Raw genomic sequence first — 17824 nt, 5'->3', positions numbered from 1 at the left:
AAATATAAAAAGCGCTGGCGTTTCAGCCAGCGCTAAGCAACCAAGAACGAATGTTCTTGCCTTTTACCCATGTCCCTTGTCAGGGTGCGGAACGGGTTTTTCACCGACTTCTTCTGAGCGAAGTTCTACTGGCTTACCTTGGGTCTTATCTGCGTGCTTTAGCTGCATGTGAAGGCCCGTTTTGGCAAGCAAGTGAGCACTAACTGGTGCAGTAATGAACAAAAACAGAGTGATTAGCAGTTCTTGCGCGTCAGGCTTACCGTCGATGCTCCAAAAGTAACCCATTGAGGCGACAAGCATGCAGCCTATGCCGAGTGTGGTGGCCTTGGTGGGGCCATGCAGACGCATGTAGAAGTCTCTCAGGTGAGCGAGACCCAGTGAGCCGATAAAGACGAAAATGCCGCCTGCTACCAACAGTAATGAAATTAGCGCTTCGACAAAAAACGACATTGGCGCATCTCCTGAGGCGTTACACGGTTCATTCGATAATATCCCCGCGTAAAATGTACTTACATACGGCCACCGTGCTGATAAAACCAAGCATGGCAATTAACAGCGCAGACTCAAAGTAGGTCTTGCTGTTGAGCCACAGTCCCAGCAGAACGATTAGCGCAATCGAATTGACATACATGGTGTCGAGTGCCAGCACGCGATCTGGCAGGTCAGGGCCAATAGTAAGGCGATAAAGATTCATCAGTAGCGCCATTACTACCAGCGCTAAAGTGATCACGAGTGCAACGCTTAGCATTCGTAAATCTCCTTAAGGGGGCGCTCATAGCGCTCGCGAATTTGGGCAATTAAGGCGTCCTCGTCATCTACATCAAGTGCATGAATGAGCAACGATTTTCCATCCATTCTCAAATTCGCTGAAACTGTTCCTGGGGTTAGGCTAATGGTGCTTGCGAGAAGTGTAATGGTGAAGCGTTCTTCAAGCATTAGCGGGTATTCAATAAAGTGTGGTTTGACTTTACGCCAGGGATTAGCAATTAAGTAAGCAACTTCGAAATTGGCAATGACAATATCGCCTAAAACGCGAAGTACAAAACGCAACAGTTTGAGCGGTTTACCAATGCGTGGGCGTGCGTCCCAAAAGCGATGGGTCAATAACGGGATGAGGATGGCCAGCGCGCCGCCTAGCACAATCTGACCAAACGCAAAGCTACGCACAAGTAATAGCCATACCAACAGTAGCAGCAGTGATAGTACCGGCGTAGGGAGCCAAGCGCGGGGGGCAATCATTGGGCGTCTCCAGCATCTGGCAGAAGCGAATTAATCAGCTGTTGGGGGTTGGCCAACTGCTCTCCGGTGGCTTGAGTGTAGCTACTGACGGGCCCTGCGAAGGCCACCATAAGGGGGGCCGCGCTAAGCAGCCAAAGCATGCCAATCCACTGGTAACGGGATAGAGGGCTACCACTTGGGTTGCCACGGTGGCTGCGCCAAAATAGCGTAGAGCCTGCACGAGATAGCGCAATTAACGACGCCAGACTCGTTAATAGTAACAGAGGCCAAAGCCACAGGCGCTCACCACCCCCGGCGGCGTTAAGCATCAGCGCCTTCCCTAAAGCACCGGATAGCGGCGGTAACCCGGCCACGGCAATGGCACCGATAAAAAAAGTAAGTGCCAGTGCATTCCCTTGAACCAATGGGCGGCCTTTGACGATGCGGGTGCCTGGTTTTCCCCGCTGTAGGCCAATCATCTCAGCTAGTAGGAAAAGGCCGCCAGTAATTAACGTCGTATGAATAAGATAATAAAGCAGTGCAGATGTCGCCGCTGGAGTGCGCATGCCAATTCCGGCCAGTAACGTGCCTACTGAAATAAGCACCAAGTACGCTATTAGCAGACGAAGATCACGGGCGGCCATAACGCCTACACCTGCTGCGGCTAGCGTTGCTAGCGCTAACCACCATACCCAAGGTTGTTCTAGCGCTACTAAATCACCCGCCTGATCGCTGAATATTAGTGAATAAACGCGCAAAATCGCGTAAATACCTACTTTTGTCATAATGGCAAATAGCGCTGCCACTGGCGCTGGCGCGGCAGCATAAGCGCGTGGCAACCAAAAGTAGAGAGGCAAAATAGCGGCTTTTAAACCGAAAACCACCAGCAGCATCAATGCCCCAGCGGTGACTAAGCCTTCGCGCTCAGCGGGTAGGTTGGGCAGCTTATTCGCCATGTCAGCCATGTTCAGCGTGCCCGTTGCACCATATAAAATGCCTACGGCGATCAGAAACAGTGAGGAGCCCGCTAAGTTAAGCACGACATAGTGAACACTGGCTTGGATACGTGCTTTACCGCCACCATGCAGCAGTAATGCGTAAGAGGCCAGAAGTAGCACTTCGAAAAATACGAAGAGGTTAAACAGGTCACCGGTTAAAAAAGCACCGTTAATGCCTAGCAATTGCCATTGAAATAGGCCGTGGAAGTTACTGCCTTTTTCATCATCACCGCCGCAGGCAAAAATAACCGCACCGACCGCTAAAATAGCGGTTACTAACACCATCAATGCCGACAAGCGATCCAACACCAGCACCACGCCAAATGGTGGTTGCCAGTCGCCCAGCGCGTAGTAAGTAATGTCGCCACTCGCCGCTTGGTTAACCAGCGCTATTGAGACGAACAACAGGAGTATCGAGGCGGCAACGCTGACGGCACGCTTATAGCGCACCAAGCCCTGGCGTTGATAAAGCAACAAAATACCCGCGACTAACGGTATCACCACGGGTAAAACAATCAGATGCTGGATCATTCGTGGTCTTCCTTTTTGCCGTCGACATGGTCGTTACCTACTTCGCTGCGTGCACGCATGGCTAGGATGACCACAAAAGCAGTCATCGCAAAACCAATCACAATCGCTGTTAATACCAGTGCTTGAGGCAGCGGATCAGCAATGTTCGTGCTTTCATTTACCAGGGCGGCGCCATCCGTGGTTAAGCCTCCCATGGAAAATAAAAACAGGTTGACCGCATAGGAGAGCAGCGTCAGACCAACTACGACGGGGAATGTTCGCCCACGTAGTGTTAGGTAGAGTCCGCACGCAGTTAATATGCCCGTCGTAATGGCATAGAGCATTTCCATTAGTGGGACTCCTTGTTATTAGGCGCACTCGAATCATCAGTTGCTTTGGGCTCGGTGACAGGGCGGTGTGGGGTGGTGACTTTACCCAGATTGGCCAGAATCATCAGCGTTGCACCCACAACCGCTAAATAAACGCCGAGATCAAATAGCAGAGCGGTGGCTAGTTCAAAGGTGCCAATCAGTGGCAGCGTAAAATATCCGAAGGATGACGTCAGGAACGGATAGCCCAAAAGCCAACTGCCGAGCCCCGTGAGTGTTGCAACAGCCACGCCTACTACGGCCACCGGCTGGAAGGGGAAGTTTAGGCGCTCTTGTGCCCACTCTACGCCGCGTGCCATATACAGCAAGATAAGTGCGACAGCAGTAATCAAGCCGGCGATAAATCCGCCGCCAGGCTGGTTATGGCCGCGTAAGAAGATAAACGCAGAAACCAATAGTGCCAGCGGCAGTAATGTCATTGAAATAGACGTTAAAATGGCGGGGTAACGATCCGGCGACCAAACGCGACCTTCTCCATCGCTATGTGGGATAAACAAACGTAGCCGATTTAACAGTTTAAAGATGGCTAAGCCTGCAATGGCCAGTACTGTAATCTCACCAAGCGTATCGAAGCCACGAAAGTCGACCAAAATCACGTTGACGACATTGTACCCGCCGCCGCCGGGTTTACTGTTTTCAACGAAAAACTCAGAAATCGACAGCGTTTCACGCGTCATCACTGCATAGTTGAGGCTAGCGACTACTAAGCCTAATGCGCCCGCCAGTAACATATCTCGTACGTTGCGCTTGGGACTTGATTCGCGCGGTGTTTTTTGGGGTAAGAAAAACAGCGCTAACATCAGCAGTATCATGGTGACAACCTCTACCGATAGCTGAGTCAGTGCTAGATCTGGGGCAGAAAAACGAGCAAAAGTGAGAGCTACGAATAACCCCACCACTGAAAGCATCAGTAGTGAGATTAACCGGTATCGATGGGTAGCAGCCGTTGCTATTCCCCCGAATATCAGCATGCCAGCACCTAATAAAACAATACCATCAATTGGCTGATTGCCTTTCGAGCCAGTTAAGTCGTCAATGCTTGCCAAGCCAATGACACCCATCAGCAATGCCGCAAAAAGCAGCCAGCCCATATAGCGCTGAAGAGAGTTGCCTTCAAGCTTTGTGATGAGTTGTTCGGCACGATAACCAAGGGTAACGATAAAGCGTTCAAAGACGCGACGCGCATCAATACTGGGGAATGGTTGCACAAAACGGCGTAGATCCGCATGACGCCAATACAGTGTGATGCCTACAACAAAGGCCAGCCCACTCATCATCAATGGCAAGTTGATGCCGTGCCAAATAGCCAAGTGGAAATCAAGTGGCTCATCCAGAACGGCTTGTGTCGCTAGTTGTAAAATGTCAGTGGCAAAAAAGGCGGGGAAAAGCCCGACTAAGACACAAAGCGCTACGAGGATTTCCACCGGTAACCGCATCAAATGAGGAGGTTCGTGAGGCGCTTTAGGCGTTGCTTCTGTAGCAGGCTTATAAAATACCGCATGCACTAAGCGCACCGAATAGGCCACAGAAAGAATGCCTCCTAACGCTGCTAGCGCAGGGAGTAGCCAGCTAAGCCCACCTAGTACCGGGGTTGCTAGCGTCTCGGTAAAGAACATCTCTTTGGAAAGAAATCCGTTAAATAATGGTACACCTGCCATGGCAGCAGCGGCCAATGTGGTCAGCAGTGCTGTAACAGGCATCGCCTTTTTTAAACCGCCTAATTGCTTGAGTTCTCGGGTGCCTGTTTCATGGTCGATAATTCCTGCGCTCATAAACAGGGCCGCTTTGAAGGCCGCATGATTCAAAATATGAAACAGGGCTGCTAACACCGCCATCGGGCTACCAATACCCAATAATACGGTGATTAAGCCTAGGTGGCTGACGGTTGAGAACGCCAGAATTCCTTTTAGGTCGGTTTTAAATAGTGCAAACCAAGCGCCGTAGAGCAGCGTGATAGTGCCTATTAGCGGCACCACTACGCTCCAAAGCTCGCTGCCTGCAATGGCAGGGTGTAAACGTGCCATCAGAAAAATACCCGCTTTCACCATAGTGGCTGAGTGCAGATATGCTGAGACTGGCGTTGGGGCCGCCATGGCATGAGGTAGCCAAAACTGAAAGGGAAACTGAGCTGATTTGGTAAATGCACCGAGTAGAACCAGCCCAAGCATCAGCGGATAGCGAGGGTCGGCTACGATCACAGCACCACTGGCAAGTACGTCGTCCATTCGGTAACTACCCGCCATGTCACCCAGTAGCAGTAGACCTGCTAGTAGGGCCAAGCCGCCAGCGCCGGTAACAGTAAGCGCCATGCGTGCACCTTTACGTGCATCACTACGGTACGACCAAAAGCCAATCAGCAAAAATGACGAAAGACTGGTTAGTTCCCAGAATAACCAGAGTAAGATGAGGTTGTCTGACATCGAAATGCCCACCATCGATGCCATAAACAGCATTAGAAAGGCATAAAAACGACCAAATGGCTCATCTTTGGCCAGGTAAAAATGTGCATATAATAAAATTAGAAGACCGATACCCATAATCAAAAGATTAAAGAGCAACGACAGGCCATCTAAACGAAATGCCAGCTCAAGGCCTAGCTCAGGCATCCATGCCACGTTAAAACGCAGCGCTTCACCTTTTAACAGGGCAGGGATCTGCAACAGTGTCAGCAGCAGGGCAACAGCGGGCAGTATGCTTGTCGCTAGCGAGCACAGGGTGCGGCCACGTTTGGCATTTAATGCCGGCACCAGCACGCCTAACAGGGGCAGTAAGGCTATCCACAGCAGTGTCATGGGCTTATCCAGCGCAAAAAAATCGTGAAACACCAAGGTTGCAATAGCGACCTGGGAGGCGGATATACATCAAGTGAAACAACAGGATATCACTTGTATAGTAAGTACGTGATTTTAGTATAAAGTGTTGCCGTCAACCGTTTAGAGACCTCCAGTTCCATGAGTGAACCATTCAATACCTGGCAAGCCCGCTTCGAAAAGCTGCGCTCAAACAAGCTGTTTGAAGGTGTCGTGATTTCCATCATTGTGATTTCAGCCCTGGTAATAGGCGCGAAAACCTATGAGGAAACCTCCCGAATAGAGCAGTGGCTGCTTTATCTTGATATTGCCGTAACCGTGTTCTTTCTGATTGAGATTTTGATCAGAATGGCAGCCGAGCGCAACTTAGTCAGCTTTTTTAAGAAAGGTTGGAATGTTTTCGATTTTCTGATAGTGACCGCTAGCCTGATCCCCATGGACGACTCGGAGATGGTACTGCTGGCACGCTTACTGCGAATTTTCCGAGTTTTGCGCTTGGTGTCGATGATCCCTGAGCTGCAAATGTTGCTGGGGGCGTTGTTGAAGTCGATCCCCCGGATGGGCTACGTCGTGCTACTGATGTTTATTATCTTTTATATTTATGGGGCTGTTGGTAGCTTCTTATTTCATAATGTTGATGAGGGGCTGTGGGGTAATATTTCACTTGCCATGCTAACGCTGTTTCAAGTGGCTACCTTTGAAAGCTGGGCGACCGCAGTGCTTTACCCCACGATGGAAGTGTATCCCTACGCATGGATTTACTTTCTGACCTTCATTTTTCTCAATGCGTTTATTTTCCTCAATATGATGATTGGTATCGTACTCGATGTTATGCAGAAGGAGAGTGCGCAGATGGAGTTGGATAGCGGGGAAGGAGATTCTGCTCAGCTTCAAGCGTTGCGTAGCGACGTGCATACATTAAAAGCGCAGCTTGATCGTATGGAGGCTGCCATGGCCCATAAAGGTACTGCATCAACTTCAAGTGACCAGGCCGACTAACCTAAAACTGGGTTGCCAAAAAAGAGTAACGAAAGGAGCGCCGCCATGATGTTGTCCGATCCCTCTAAAAAATATCGCCCTTTCGTGGCTGTTGATTTGCCTGATCGTCATTGGCCTAACCAGCGCATCGACATGCCCCCGATCTGGTGCAGTGTTGATTTGCGCGATGGCAATCAGTCGTTAATTGACCCCATGGATCAAGAGCGCAAGCAGCGTTTGTTCGACCTGCTGTTAAAAGTTGGTTTTAAAGAGATTGAGGTGGGCTTCCCATCGGCATCACAAACTGACTTCGACTTTGTCCGTTCGTTGATTGAGCAGGATAAAATTCCTGATGATGTGACGATTCAAGTGCTGACGCAGGCGCGTCCGCATTTAATTGAACGCACGTTTGAAGCTCTTAAAGGCGCTAAAAACGCCATTGTGCACGTCTACAATGCCACCGACCCGTTGTTTCGGCGAGTAGTGTTTAATGTAGATAAAACAGAGTGCGTTCAGATCGCTGTTGATGCTACGGCGCAAATTCGCGATTTAATGGCCGCTAATCCAGAGACTCACTGGACCTTCCAGTACTCGCCTGAACTATTCACCACCACGGAGATGGACTTTGCGGTGGAAATTGTCGAAGCGGTGATGGATACCTTCGGGCCAAGCATTGATAACCGTATGATCGTCAATTTGCCGGCCACCGTAGAAGTCGCAACCCCTAATAACTATGCTGATCAAATTGAATGGTTCTGTCGCCATGTTAAAAAGCGCGACACGCTGATTGTTAGTGTGCACCCTCATAATGACCGCGGTACTGGCGTGGCGGCGGCAGAATTGACGCTAATGGCCGGTGCTGACCGGGTGGAAGGTACGCTGTTTGGCAATGGCGAGCGTACTGGTAACGTGGATATCGTGACGCTTGCGATGAACCTCTATACTCAAGGTGTTCACCCGAATCTGGACTTCTCCAACATTACACCCGTCATGCGTGAGGTGGAGTACTGCAATCAGTTACCCGTCCATCCACGCCATCCCTACGTTGGCGATTTAGTATTTACTGCGTTTTCAGGGTCGCATCAGGATGCGATTAAAAAAGGTATGGCAGATCGTCGTGCTCACCCTGAGGCGCCTTGGGATGTACCCTATTTACCTATCGACCCGCTGGATGTGGGGCGTAGCTATGAGGCGGTGATTCGCGTTAACAGTCAGTCTGGTAAAGGCGGTATTTCCTATCTGCTGGAGCAAGAGCACGGCATTGAACTGCCGCGCAGGCTGTCGATTGAGTTTAGCCAAGTAGTGCAGGAAGTCGCTGATCGCACTGGGCGTGAAATTACCTCACAAATGATTTACCAGGCGTTTGCTGACGAGTACCTGGAGCAGCATTCGCCGCTGGTGTTGATTAGCCATCGCCTTTCTTCGGAGCCAGAAAGCCCAAAAGTTGCGATTGAAGCGATACTGGAAAGCAGAGGCGAGCGCCAAACGGTAACCGGCAAGGGCAATGGCCCACTGGCTGCCTTTATCAAAGCGCTAGCGGCTAGCGGTCAGGACGTGGAAATAATCGACTACCATGAGCACTCCCGCGGACAAGGGGCCGATGCCGAAGCAATCGCCTATGTTGAGGTGCGTATTGATGGCAAAGCAGTGTTTGGTGTTGGTACCGACGAAAGCATCACCAGCGCGTCGATGAAAGGTGTGCTTAGTGCCATTAACCGTCATCACTCCACCCAAGCGCCGGCTGCCAATGTCACTGCAGAAACGTTAGAGTAAATACCTGATGGACGTGATCGCTAGCAGACCGATAAGGAGGCGTTGGCCTCCTTATCGTTAGCTAATGTGGTGATGACAGCTAGCATGGTTATGGGAACTACAGAGGCGTCTTGCTAGTCTTGCCAGGCACTTCGCGCACTAAGCGGGGCATTAAGAAACCTGGCAAGTGCTCAAGTAACTGCTTAACCAGTGCTTTGGCTTCCTCATCGGGGACGTCAAAATGGGCGGCACCTTGTACGGGGTCGACCACATGCAAATAGTAGGGCAACACGCCCGCTTCAAACAGGCGTTCGGACAGAGTGGCCAACGTGCTGACGCTATCGTTTATTCCGCGTAGTAACACGCTTTGGTTTAGCAGCGTCACACCCGCTTGCTTTAAGCGTGTGCAGGCATCAATGACCGCTTGGTCAATCTCATTGGCGTGGTTAATATGCAGTACCATGACTTTTTGCAAGCGTGTCGCCGCTAGCCAGGCAAGAAGGGCGTCATCAACCCGATCGGGTATCACCACGGGTAGGCGCGTATGGATGCGCAGCCGCTTGAGATGCGGAATATTTTCAAGTTGCTCCACCAGCCACGCCAGTTGACGATCGTTGGCGGCCAACGGGTCTCCGCCAGAAAGAATCGCTTCGCGAAGGGTGGTATCGGCGCGCAGGTAATCCAGCGCTTCCTGCCACTGCGCTCTGGAAGGAGAGTTGTCGCTGTAGGGAAAATGGCGCCGGAAGCAGTAGCGGCAATTGATTGCACAAGCGGGGCTGGCAATTAACAGCACGCGGCCAGCGTACTTATGAATGAGCCCCTTAACAGGCTGATGCTCTGCTTCTTCTAGCGGGTCGGTGACGTAACCTTGCGGTGTTGAGGCTTCATCGCTTACCGGCAGTACTTGGCGGAGCAGAGGGTCATTGGGGTCGTTGGGGACAATGCGCGTAAGATAGGCGTCGGGAACACAGATCTCAAACAGCTGGTGCCCAGTAGAAGCACCAGGTAGCCAGCTGTCGTCCAAGTTCAAGCGTTTGCACAAAGTGGCCGGGTCGCGAATCGCTTGGGAAAGCTGCCGCTGCCATGACGCGTAAATCTGGGTAGACGGGCGCTTATCAGCGATAATAATGTTCTCCTGCAAAAAAGCCCTCCTTCGGGTTATCATGCGCGCACTTATTAGACGACGTTTACAACGACATTATCAACGGCGAAGCATGGCTTCGCGCACTACGTTACTGAAATAAAACACTGAGAGGCATCATGGCGAACTATTCTACCAATGAATTCAAAGGCGGTTTGAAAGTAATGCTCGACGGCGATCCTTGTTCTATCGTCGAGAACGAGTTGGTTAAGCCAGGCAAGGGGCAGGCATTTAACCGCGTTAAGCTACGCAACCTGATGACTGGCCGTGTTGGCGAGCGTACTTTCAAATCCGGTGACTCACTGGAAGGTGCCGATGTCATGGATTTGGAGATGGAATATCTCTACACCGACGGCGACATGTGGCACTTCATGAAGACAGATGGCTCCTTCGAGCAGTACGCTGTTGAAAAGAAAGCGTTGGGCGATACTGAAAAATGGCTCAAGGAGCAGGTGCCTTATATTATTACGCTTTGGAACGATAAAGCGATTTCCGTTACGCCGCCTAACTTCATTGAACTGGAAGTGGTTGAGACGGACCCAGGTTTGAAAGGTGACACTGCCCAGGGTGGTTCTAAGCCTGCCACACTTTCATCAGGTGCGGTTGTCCGCGTACCGTTGTTTATCAACCAGGGTGAAGTGCTGAAGATTGATACGCGTTCTGGCGACTATGTTTCTCGAGCCTAAGCGTTTTTCAAACATAAGCGCTGCCGAGTGTCCGGTAGTTAGTTAGCCGCGAAAGCATCTACTTTATAAAGCCACGTGATGACCATGCGTGGCTTTATAGCATTGGAGGGGACGTAAATGACGGCTAGCTGGCAGCCAACGGCAAGTATCGAAACGTTGCGCGAGCGTGCGCGCTTACTCGCTGGGGTGCGTGCATTTTTCGCTGAGCGGGGTGTGCTGGAGGTGGAAACACCGATACTGGGGCAGGGTGGCAGCACCGATGTGCACTTAGTCTCGCTCGCTAGCTTGGCGCGTACGGATAAAGGCCAGCGTAGGCTTTGGCTGCAAACGTCGCCAGAGTTTCATATGAAGCGCCTATTGGCCGCAGGTAGTGGGCCGATATTTCAACTAGCTAAAAGTTTTCGTGATGGTGAAATTGGCAGCCGCCATAATATTGAATTTACTATGCTTGAGTGGTACCGCCCAGGGTTTACTCTGGCACAGCTGATTGATGAGACGGTCACGCTGGTTGCTAACGTTCTGCCGAGTTTTGCAGGCCCTGTGGTGCACTATCGTTACCGTGAGCTGTTTCATACTTACCTAGCGGTAGACCCCTTTACGACGTCTATTGACACATTGCGCACTTTGGCTTCAGAGCGTGGCCAAATGCCAGCGTATGCGCTAGCGGAAGAGGGGCGCGACACCTGTCTAGATCTGTTAATGAGCATCGTGATTGAGCCAACGCTTGGCCAAAACGAACTGAGTGTTGTGGTGGATTACCCTGCCAGCCAGGCGGCCTTGGCACGCCGCCATCAAGACGCAGATGGTGAATGGGTAGCCTCTCGCTTTGAGCTTTATCTCAATGGTGTTGAACTGGCAAATGGTTATGATGAGCTAATTGATGCCGAGGAGCAGCGACTGCGTTTCAGTGAAGATAATGCCGAGCGTCGCCGTTTAGGTTTACCTGAGGTGGATACGGATGAGCAGCTGCTAGCAGCGCTCGACCATGGAATGCCAGAAAGCGCCGGGGTGGCGTTGGGTATGGATCGTCTTATTCAACTGGCGCTGGGTAAAGCACGCCTGGAAGACGTGCTTACATTTTCAACAGCTAATTGTTAACACTAATTTCTCGCGTTTTAAGGCTCGCCCAGTGTTTGGCCCATTTGTACCTTGGCGCCCAGCGGGTTGTCTTCAAAAATCACCGGCTTGGCAAAGCACATCACCACCGTTGAGCCCAGTTTGAAGCGGCCCATTTCAGCGCCTTTTTCAAGCGTAATGGGTTGCCCGAAACGCATGCGCTGAGGGTGGCCTGAAAGCGGCGTCACTTGGCCTGCCCAGACAGTCTCGATCGCCGCGACGATCATTGCACCTACCAATACCATGGCCATTGGGCCGTGCTCGGTATCAAAAATACACACCAATCGCTCGTTACGCGCAAACAGCCCTGGCACGTAGTTAGCGGTTGCTTGGTTGACCGAGAAGAGCCGCCCTGGCACATAAATCATCTCGCGCAGTGTGCCTGTAACCGGCATATGTACGCGGTGGTAATCTCGAGGAGAGAGGTAAACAGTCGCAAAACTGCCGCCCATAAACTCTTCGGCTAGCGCGCTGTCGCCACCCAGCAGGGTTTGGGCAGAAAACGTGTGGCCTTTCGCTTGTACTAACTGGCCTGCCTGTAAACGCCCGAACTGTGACAGGGTGCCATCAGCAGGGCTTAGCAGGCCCTCTCCCAATGGACGAGCATCGGCTTTCAAAGCGCGGGTGAAAAAGTCATTAAACGTTGCATAAGTGGTGGGATCTGGCTCCAGCGCTTGGCTCATATCCACGTCAAAACGCTTGATAAATGCTTTAATTAACCTGTTCTTCACCGAGGGGGCATCGCACTGGGCAAGCTTACCTGTTAAACGCGAAAGCGCATGGTGAGGGAGAGGGTACTGAATTAGAGAAAACGCTTTTTGGGAAACAGTCACAGTCGTATCTTCACTTCTCAATCGGTGTGTCGTCGCGGTTGCCCCATTCGCCCCAAGAGCCCGCGTAACCACGTATATTAAAGCCCAGCGCTTTACCGACTAACCACGTGAAGCTGCTGCGATGATGGCTTTGGCAGTGAGTAGCAATTTCCATTTCGGGCGTTAGGCCGAGCGCGCCTAGTTCGGTCATTAGCTCAGCGTAATCGCGGATGCGAAGTGCGCGATTGCGATCCATGACGTTGAGCCAGTCCATGTTGACCGCTCCTGGAATATGACCAAGGTGCTTGTTATTGCCTCTTTCACCATCAAACTCGCCTTTAGAGCGAGCATCCCAAACGGCGAACTGCTTATCTTCTAACTTTTGTTTGATTTCATCGCAGGTGATTAAGGCATGCGGATTTAGGATTTCAGCTCGGTACTCACTTGGTGTTGGAGCAGTGGGTTCAGTGCTTTCTGCCAAGCCGGAACCTCTCCATGCATGGATGCCGCCATTCAAATACGAGTAACGGGTGTGACCGATTAGCTCCAGCGTCCATAGCAGTCGCGCTGCCCAGCCTCCACCTTCATCGTCGTAAGCGACGACGTGAGTATCTCGTGTTAGGCCAAGTGCGCTGAACAGTTGTGAGAGAAATTCGGTGCTAGGCACATCATTGGGTACCGGTCCTTCGCCACGCATTAGGTAGCGAAAATCAAGGTAAAGGGCACCTGGTACATGGCCTTGGCGATAGCTATCGCCATTCGCTGGTACATCGATAATCAGCAGCTGTGGATTATCCAGGTGTTCTTGAAGCTCCTCGGGCTCAACAATCAGCGGCAGCAGGTTGGTTTCCGATGAATGGCTAGCGGTGCTCATTGACAGCTCCCTATCCTTAGCAATTGACATATTAGGCATCAAGCTAATAAAAATTATGCGTTTAAGCTATCGAGAATGCGCCGATAGCTGGCAAAACGTTCTGGATGAATCTTGCCTGCCTCGACTGCTTCAAGTAAAGCGCAGCCCGGTTCGTTGCGGTGGCGGCAATCCCGGAAGCGGCAATGACCAATGAACGGATGAAACTCAATAAATCCATCGGTCACTTCCTGTTCATCAAGATGGATCAAGCCGAACTCGCGAATACCCGGTGAGTCAATAAGCTCGCCGTCAGTCACTTCGTCACTACTCATCGCATAAAGCCGAGCGGTAGTGGTGGTATGGGTGCCTTTACGCGAATCTTCTGACAGCGCGCCAATGCGCAAGGTTTCATCGGGTAGCAGAAGATCGATCAGTGATGATTTGCCAACGCCACTCTGGCCGACAAACACCGATGTTCGCCCTTCAAGCTGCTGGCGTAGATCATCTAAGCCAGCTTCATTAGCAGTGGTGGTGCGAACCACGGTGTAGCCCAGAGAGTGGTAGCGCTCAAGCAGTTCTCCTAGTTTGCCACCATCTTCTGGTAGCAAGTCTGTTTTGTTGAGCACCAGCACGGGGGCAATACCTGTTGCTTCTGCAGCAACTAAATATCGGTCAATCAGGTTAGGGTGCGGGGCGGGTTCTACCGCAAAGACGATCAGTAATTGATCAATGTTGGCCGCCACAGGTTTAAGCTGGCCACGCGGGTCTGGGCGCTTTAGCACGCTATCGCGCTCCTCACGGGCCACGACGACACCAGAGCCATCCTGGCCTGCTCGCCAAATCACTCGATCGCCGGTGACTAAGCCATCTAAGTTGGCACGAAGGTGGCAACGCACGGGCGTACCATCGGCATCGCGCACTTCTAATGTTCGCCCGAAGTGAGCCATGACTCGGCCCGGTTGTTCGGCACCATATTCGCCAGCGGCAAGTTTTTCAGCGTCTTTCACATCACGCTTTTCAGCACGTTGTGCACGTTCCGCTTGGACTTTATCGACTCGCCACTGTTGCTGGCGACTTAATTTACGTTTGCTCATGACCACCTGATGCTCGGTACAATAGTGGCATTGTACTCACCTGTGCAGTCTACTGTCCTGTATTGGGTGCTGGTTAAGGCAATATAAGCCACACTTTAACTCTAATCGCCGTATTAAGTGGCGGTACTGGTCAAGGATTGAATGTAATGAGCGAGCAAACTGCTTACAACGCTACCCCGCGAGATGATTTGCTAGTGTGGATAGACTTGGAAATGACCGGTCTGGATCCAAATAAAGAGCGCATCATTGAAGTGGCCACACTAATTACCGATGCCGATTTAAACGTCGTAGCAGAAGGGCCGGTGATTGCGGTGAAGCAGCCTGACAGCCAACTGGCACAAATGGATGACTGGAATCAGAAGACCCACGGGGAAAGTGGACTGGTGGCGCGCGTCAAAGCGAGCACGGTGACTACTGCTGAGGCCGAGCAGCAAACGCTCGATTTTCTGCGCCACTATGTGGTCTCTGGCTCATCGCCTATGTGTGGTAATAGCATTCACCAGGATCGGCGCTTTCTTGAACGTGAAATGCCGGATCTTTGGGCGTTTTTCCATTACCGGAATTTGGACGTATCGACCGTTAAGGAGTTGGCCAAGCGCTGGAATCCAGGTGCCTTAGTAGGATTTAAAAAGCAGAATGTCCATTTGGCGATGGATGACATCAAGGAGTCGATTGCCGAGTTAGCTCACTATCGCAGTACGTTTTTACGCCTCGAAACGGTAACAGACGAAGAGGAGTAAGATAGTTTAGAAAATCGGCTAAGCGTCTTCAGTGGCAATTCTCGCACCGCGCTTGAGGCGCTGCTCCTCGAGCGCCCAAGCAACGTGCTCACGCACTAAACTGCTTGGGTAGGCTCTTCTTGCCCACAAGGCTGCCTCTACCGCGCGACTCCAGGGGGCATTGCCCAGGCCAATGGCGAGATTGCGCAGCCAGCGCTCGTACCCAATACGCCGAATGGGGCTGCCTGCTGTTTTATCCAAAAATTCGTCTTCGCCCCAGGCAAACAGGCTAAGGAGGTCTGCGCGGTCAAGGTCATGGCGCGGCGCAAAGTCATCTTCCTGGGTAACGCGGGTGAAGCGAGTGAAAGGACACACCAACTGGCAGTCGTCGCAACCGTAAATACGGTTGCCCATGGCGCGGCGAAACTCCGTGGGTATCGCGCCATGCAGTTCAATAGTGAGATAAGAGATGCATTTGCGCGAGTCGACGACCTTGTCATCTACAATGGCACCGGTTGGGCAGGCGGTGCGACAGGCGCTACAGCTGCCACAGTGTTCCTGAGTAAAGGGTGCATCGATAGGAAGCGGCAAGTCGGTATACAGCTCGCCGAGGAAAAAAAGCGAGCCCGCCTTGGGATTGAGTAGCATGGCATTTTTACCAAACCAACCAAGGCCAGCTTTTTGCGCTAAGGCGCGCTCCATAACGGGCGCTGAGTCTACAAATGCGCGATAACCAAATGCGCCGACTTCCTGCTCAATTTTTTTAGCTAGCTGCGCCAAGCGTTTGCGCATTAATTTATGATAGTCGCGGCCCAGTGCATAGCGTGAGACATAGGCACGGCTAGGTTGGCCAAGCACTTTTGTACTTTCTACTTCAGCGGGTAAATAGTCCATGCGCACGCTGATAACTCGCTGGGTGCCGGGTTCAAGCTCCTCCGGGCGGGTGCGCTTGGTACCATGTTTCGCCATAAAGCTCATGTCACCGTGGTGGCCTTTTTCAAGCCAGGCATCTAGGTGCTTTTCATGAGCTGCTAGCTGAGTGTCTGTAATACCTACTTGCTGAAAACCTAACTCTCGGCCCCATATTTTGATTAGGTCCGTAAGACGCGTTAAGTCATCATCAGATAGTGAAAAGGTGGTGGAGTTTTGCATGGTAAATCAACGGTAGCGCGTTAAGCGCGCTATGCTAACGCATAAGTAGTTATCAACATACTAGCGGCTAACCGTCACCAGATTAAGGAGAGATCGTGCCCACGTTAAGTACTTCCTCGCTACGCCCCCTTTATACAGCGGCTCAAGTACGTGAACTTGATCGGCGTACGATTGCCGGCGGCATTGAAAGTTTTGCCTTAATGCAGCGAGCAGCCTCCAGCGCATGGCACAGTTTCCGCTCCCGTTGGCCGCATGCACGAAGCGTGACAGTGCTTTGTGGTAGCGGTAATAACGGTGGTGATGGCCATGTCCTTGCAGCGTTGGCTATGCAGTCTGGGCTTAAAGTGCAGCGCATCTCACTTAGGCCTTTCGAGGCGCTGACGGGGGATGTTGCCCGCGCAGCCGAACTGGCATCGGCGGCGGGCGTTGGTTTGGACCAATGGCAGTCAAACACCACGTTGGTTGGCGAAGTGATTGTTGATGCACTGCTCGGCACCGGGCTAGCAGGTGATGTTGCCGGACAAATAAGGCAAGTGATTGAGGTGATCAATGCGTCGCATCAGCCGGTATTGGCGTTGGATATTCCCTCTGGAATCTCGGCAGACACAGGTGCCGTTATGGGGATGGCCGTCAATGCAGCCTGCACGGTAACCTTTATAGGCGACAAAATTGGCCTGCATACTGGCGACGCCCCTGCTTATACCGGGGAAATTGACTTCCGTCCGTTAGGTGTCAAGGCGCAAGCATTTTTTGATATACCGCCCAGTGCATGGCGTTTGGACGATGAGCTTTTGGGCGAGGTGTTCACGCCTCGCTCCCGTATCAGCCATAAAGGTGATCTGGGGCATGTCGTGGTAATGGGAGGCGCGCCAGGGTTTGGTGGTGCGGCGTTGCTCGCCTCACAAGCGGCCGCACGTTTAGGTGCAGGCAGGGTCAGCTTGGCAACGGCGCCTGAGCATGTGACCGCCAGCTTGATGCGCTGTCCTGAAGTAATGGCCCATGGTATTCGCGGTGGCGCCGATGCAAGCCAACTGCCTTCCCAGGCAGATGTGATCGTTGTTGGGCCGGGGCTGGGGCAAGAAGCCTGGGGGCAAGCGATACTGCAGAGTGCCTTGCAATTAGACGTGCCATTAATTGTTGATGCGGACGCACTCAACCTATTGGCTAGTCGCTGGCCTGAGGAGCGTCGTGATAATTGGGTATTAACACCGCACCCGGGGGAGGCGGCTCGGTTGCTAGGCTGTTCTGTCGCAGATATTCAAGCAGACCGCCCGGCGGCTGCCCGAGCCTTGCAGCGAGCGCGAGGCGGCGTCGTGATTTTAAAGGGGGCGGGTAGCTTAGTGGCTGGCCCTAGCGGGTTAGTAATATGCCCGTATGGCAATCCTGGTATGGCCAGTGGCGGCATGGGAGATGTGCTGAGCGGTATGCTAGGAACACTGGTTGCCCAGAGCGATAATATGGAGCGCGGAGCATGGCTTGGCGTCATGGTGCATGCTCAGGCTGGAGATGAAGCGGCTAAAGCAACGGGTGAGCGTGGCTTGCTGGCAAGTGATCTGGCATCCTATGCACGAGTCTTAATTAACCCGTGAAGGCGGC

Annotated in this window: 17 protein-coding genes; 6 read left to right on the top strand and 11 right to left on the bottom strand. The window is 52.1% G+C overall.

What is annotated here, in order from left to right; translation table 11 throughout:
• Window positions 1-63 precede the first annotated feature (63 nt).
• From B6A39_RS11875 to B6A39_RS11850, 6 genes are read right to left on the bottom strand one after another with little or no spacing between them, the layout of a single operon-like run.
• The gene (locus tag B6A39_RS11875; protein WP_009721919.1) at window positions 64-450 is read right to left on the bottom strand and encodes a Na+/H+ antiporter subunit G; all 387 of its coding nucleotides are present in this window, start codon (window positions 448-450) and stop codon (window positions 64-66) included.
• Between the two features lie 28 nt (window positions 451-478).
• Window positions 479-748, bottom strand: coding sequence for a K+/H+ antiporter subunit F (locus tag B6A39_RS11870; protein WP_083005951.1), 270 nt, complete (start codon window positions 746-748; stop codon window positions 479-481).
• Window positions 742-1239: a Na+/H+ antiporter subunit E gene (locus B6A39_RS11865; protein ID WP_083005947.1), complete on the bottom strand. Its 498-nt coding sequence runs from the start codon at window positions 1237-1239 to the stop codon at window positions 742-744. Before B6A39_RS11865 ends, B6A39_RS11870 begins: the two co-directional genes overlap by 7 nt.
• The gene (locus B6A39_RS11860; RefSeq protein ID WP_083005944.1) at window positions 1236-2747 is read right to left on the bottom strand and encodes a monovalent cation/H+ antiporter subunit D; all 1512 of its coding nucleotides are present in this window, start codon (window positions 2745-2747) and stop codon (window positions 1236-1238) included. The genes B6A39_RS11865 and B6A39_RS11860 overlap by 4 nt, the downstream gene beginning before the upstream one ends.
• Complete coding sequence (locus B6A39_RS11855; protein ID WP_009721923.1) at window positions 2744-3076, bottom strand: Na+/H+ antiporter subunit C; 333 nt, start codon at window positions 3074-3076, stop codon at window positions 2744-2746. The genes B6A39_RS11860 and B6A39_RS11855 overlap by 4 nt, the downstream gene beginning before the upstream one ends.
• Window positions 3076-5907, bottom strand: a complete 2832-nt coding sequence (locus B6A39_RS11850; protein WP_083005941.1) for a monovalent cation/H+ antiporter subunit A — start codon at window positions 5905-5907, stop codon at window positions 3076-3078. The genes B6A39_RS11855 and B6A39_RS11850 overlap by 1 nt, the downstream gene beginning before the upstream one ends.
• Before the next feature lie 159 nt (window positions 5908-6066).
• Here B6A39_RS11850 and B6A39_RS11845 point away from each other — a divergent pair, with 159 nt between their 5' ends.
• On the top strand, window positions 6067-6924 hold the full coding sequence (locus tag B6A39_RS11845) for an ion transporter (RefSeq protein ID WP_083005939.1): 858 nt from the start codon (window positions 6067-6069) through the stop codon (window positions 6922-6924).
• 45 nt (window positions 6925-6969) lie between these two features.
• Complete coding sequence (leuA, locus tag B6A39_RS11840; RefSeq protein ID WP_083005936.1) at window positions 6970-8676, top strand: 2-isopropylmalate synthase; 1707 nt, start codon at window positions 6970-6972, stop codon at window positions 8674-8676.
• A gap of 97 nt (window positions 8677-8773) precedes the next feature.
• Here leuA and epmB read toward each other — a convergent pair whose 3' ends face one another.
• Window positions 8774-9796 (bottom strand): EF-P beta-lysylation protein EpmB, encoded by a 1023-nt coding sequence (gene epmB / locus B6A39_RS11835; protein WP_083005933.1) that lies wholly within the window; start codon window positions 9794-9796, stop codon window positions 8774-8776.
• Between the two features lie 119 nt (window positions 9797-9915).
• Between epmB and efp the strand changes: the two genes are divergently transcribed.
• Together efp and epmA are read left to right on the top strand one after the other, a co-directional pair.
• On the top strand, window positions 9916-10482 hold the full coding sequence (gene efp, locus B6A39_RS11830) for an elongation factor P (protein ID WP_009721928.1): 567 nt from the start codon (window positions 9916-9918) through the stop codon (window positions 10480-10482).
• 117 nt (window positions 10483-10599) lie between these two features.
• Window positions 10600-11580 (top strand): EF-P lysine aminoacylase EpmA, encoded by a 981-nt coding sequence (gene epmA, locus B6A39_RS11825; protein WP_083005929.1) that lies wholly within the window; start codon window positions 10600-10602, stop codon window positions 11578-11580.
• Between the two features lie 17 nt (window positions 11581-11597).
• Here epmA and asd read toward each other — a convergent pair whose 3' ends face one another.
• From asd to rsgA, 3 genes are read right to left on the bottom strand one after another with little or no spacing between them, the layout of a single operon-like run.
• Window positions 11598-12431: an archaetidylserine decarboxylase gene (gene asd / locus B6A39_RS11820; protein ID WP_083005926.1), complete on the bottom strand. Its 834-nt coding sequence runs from the start codon at window positions 12429-12431 to the stop codon at window positions 11598-11600.
• 10 nt (window positions 12432-12441) lie between these two features.
• The gene (locus B6A39_RS11815) at window positions 12442-13284 is read right to left on the bottom strand and encodes a sulfurtransferase (RefSeq protein ID WP_083005922.1); all 843 of its coding nucleotides are present in this window, start codon (window positions 13282-13284) and stop codon (window positions 12442-12444) included.
• Between the two features lie 53 nt (window positions 13285-13337).
• Window positions 13338-14357: a small ribosomal subunit biogenesis GTPase RsgA gene (rsgA, locus tag B6A39_RS11810; protein ID WP_038485630.1), complete on the bottom strand. Its 1020-nt coding sequence runs from the start codon at window positions 14355-14357 to the stop codon at window positions 13338-13340.
• A gap of 146 nt (window positions 14358-14503) precedes the next feature.
• Here rsgA and orn point away from each other — a divergent pair, with 146 nt between their 5' ends.
• The gene (gene orn, locus B6A39_RS11805) at window positions 14504-15097 is read left to right on the top strand and encodes an oligoribonuclease (RefSeq protein WP_083005918.1); all 594 of its coding nucleotides are present in this window, start codon (window positions 14504-14506) and stop codon (window positions 15095-15097) included.
• An 18-nt stretch (window positions 15098-15115) separates the two neighbouring features.
• On the opposite strand, the gene queG is transcribed toward orn, so the two are convergent.
• Window positions 15116-16228, bottom strand: coding sequence for a tRNA epoxyqueuosine(34) reductase QueG (gene queG / locus B6A39_RS11800; RefSeq protein WP_083005915.1), 1113 nt, complete (start codon window positions 16226-16228; stop codon window positions 15116-15118).
• Window positions 16229-16323: 95 nt separating this feature from the next.
• Here queG and B6A39_RS11795 point away from each other — a divergent pair, with 95 nt between their 5' ends.
• Entirely contained in the window at window positions 16324-17817 is a 1494-nt protein-coding gene (locus B6A39_RS11795; RefSeq protein WP_083005912.1) for an NAD(P)H-hydrate dehydratase, read from the top strand.
• The last annotated feature ends 7 nt before the right edge of the window (window positions 17818-17824 follow it).

The organism is Halomonas sp. GT (assembly GCF_002082565.1).
In the GTDB taxonomy this organism is placed as follows: domain Bacteria; phylum Pseudomonadota; class Gammaproteobacteria; order Pseudomonadales; family Halomonadaceae; genus Vreelandella.
Note: the sequence above shows the minus strand (reverse complement) of the source record. Positions and strands in the feature narration are given on the sequence as shown.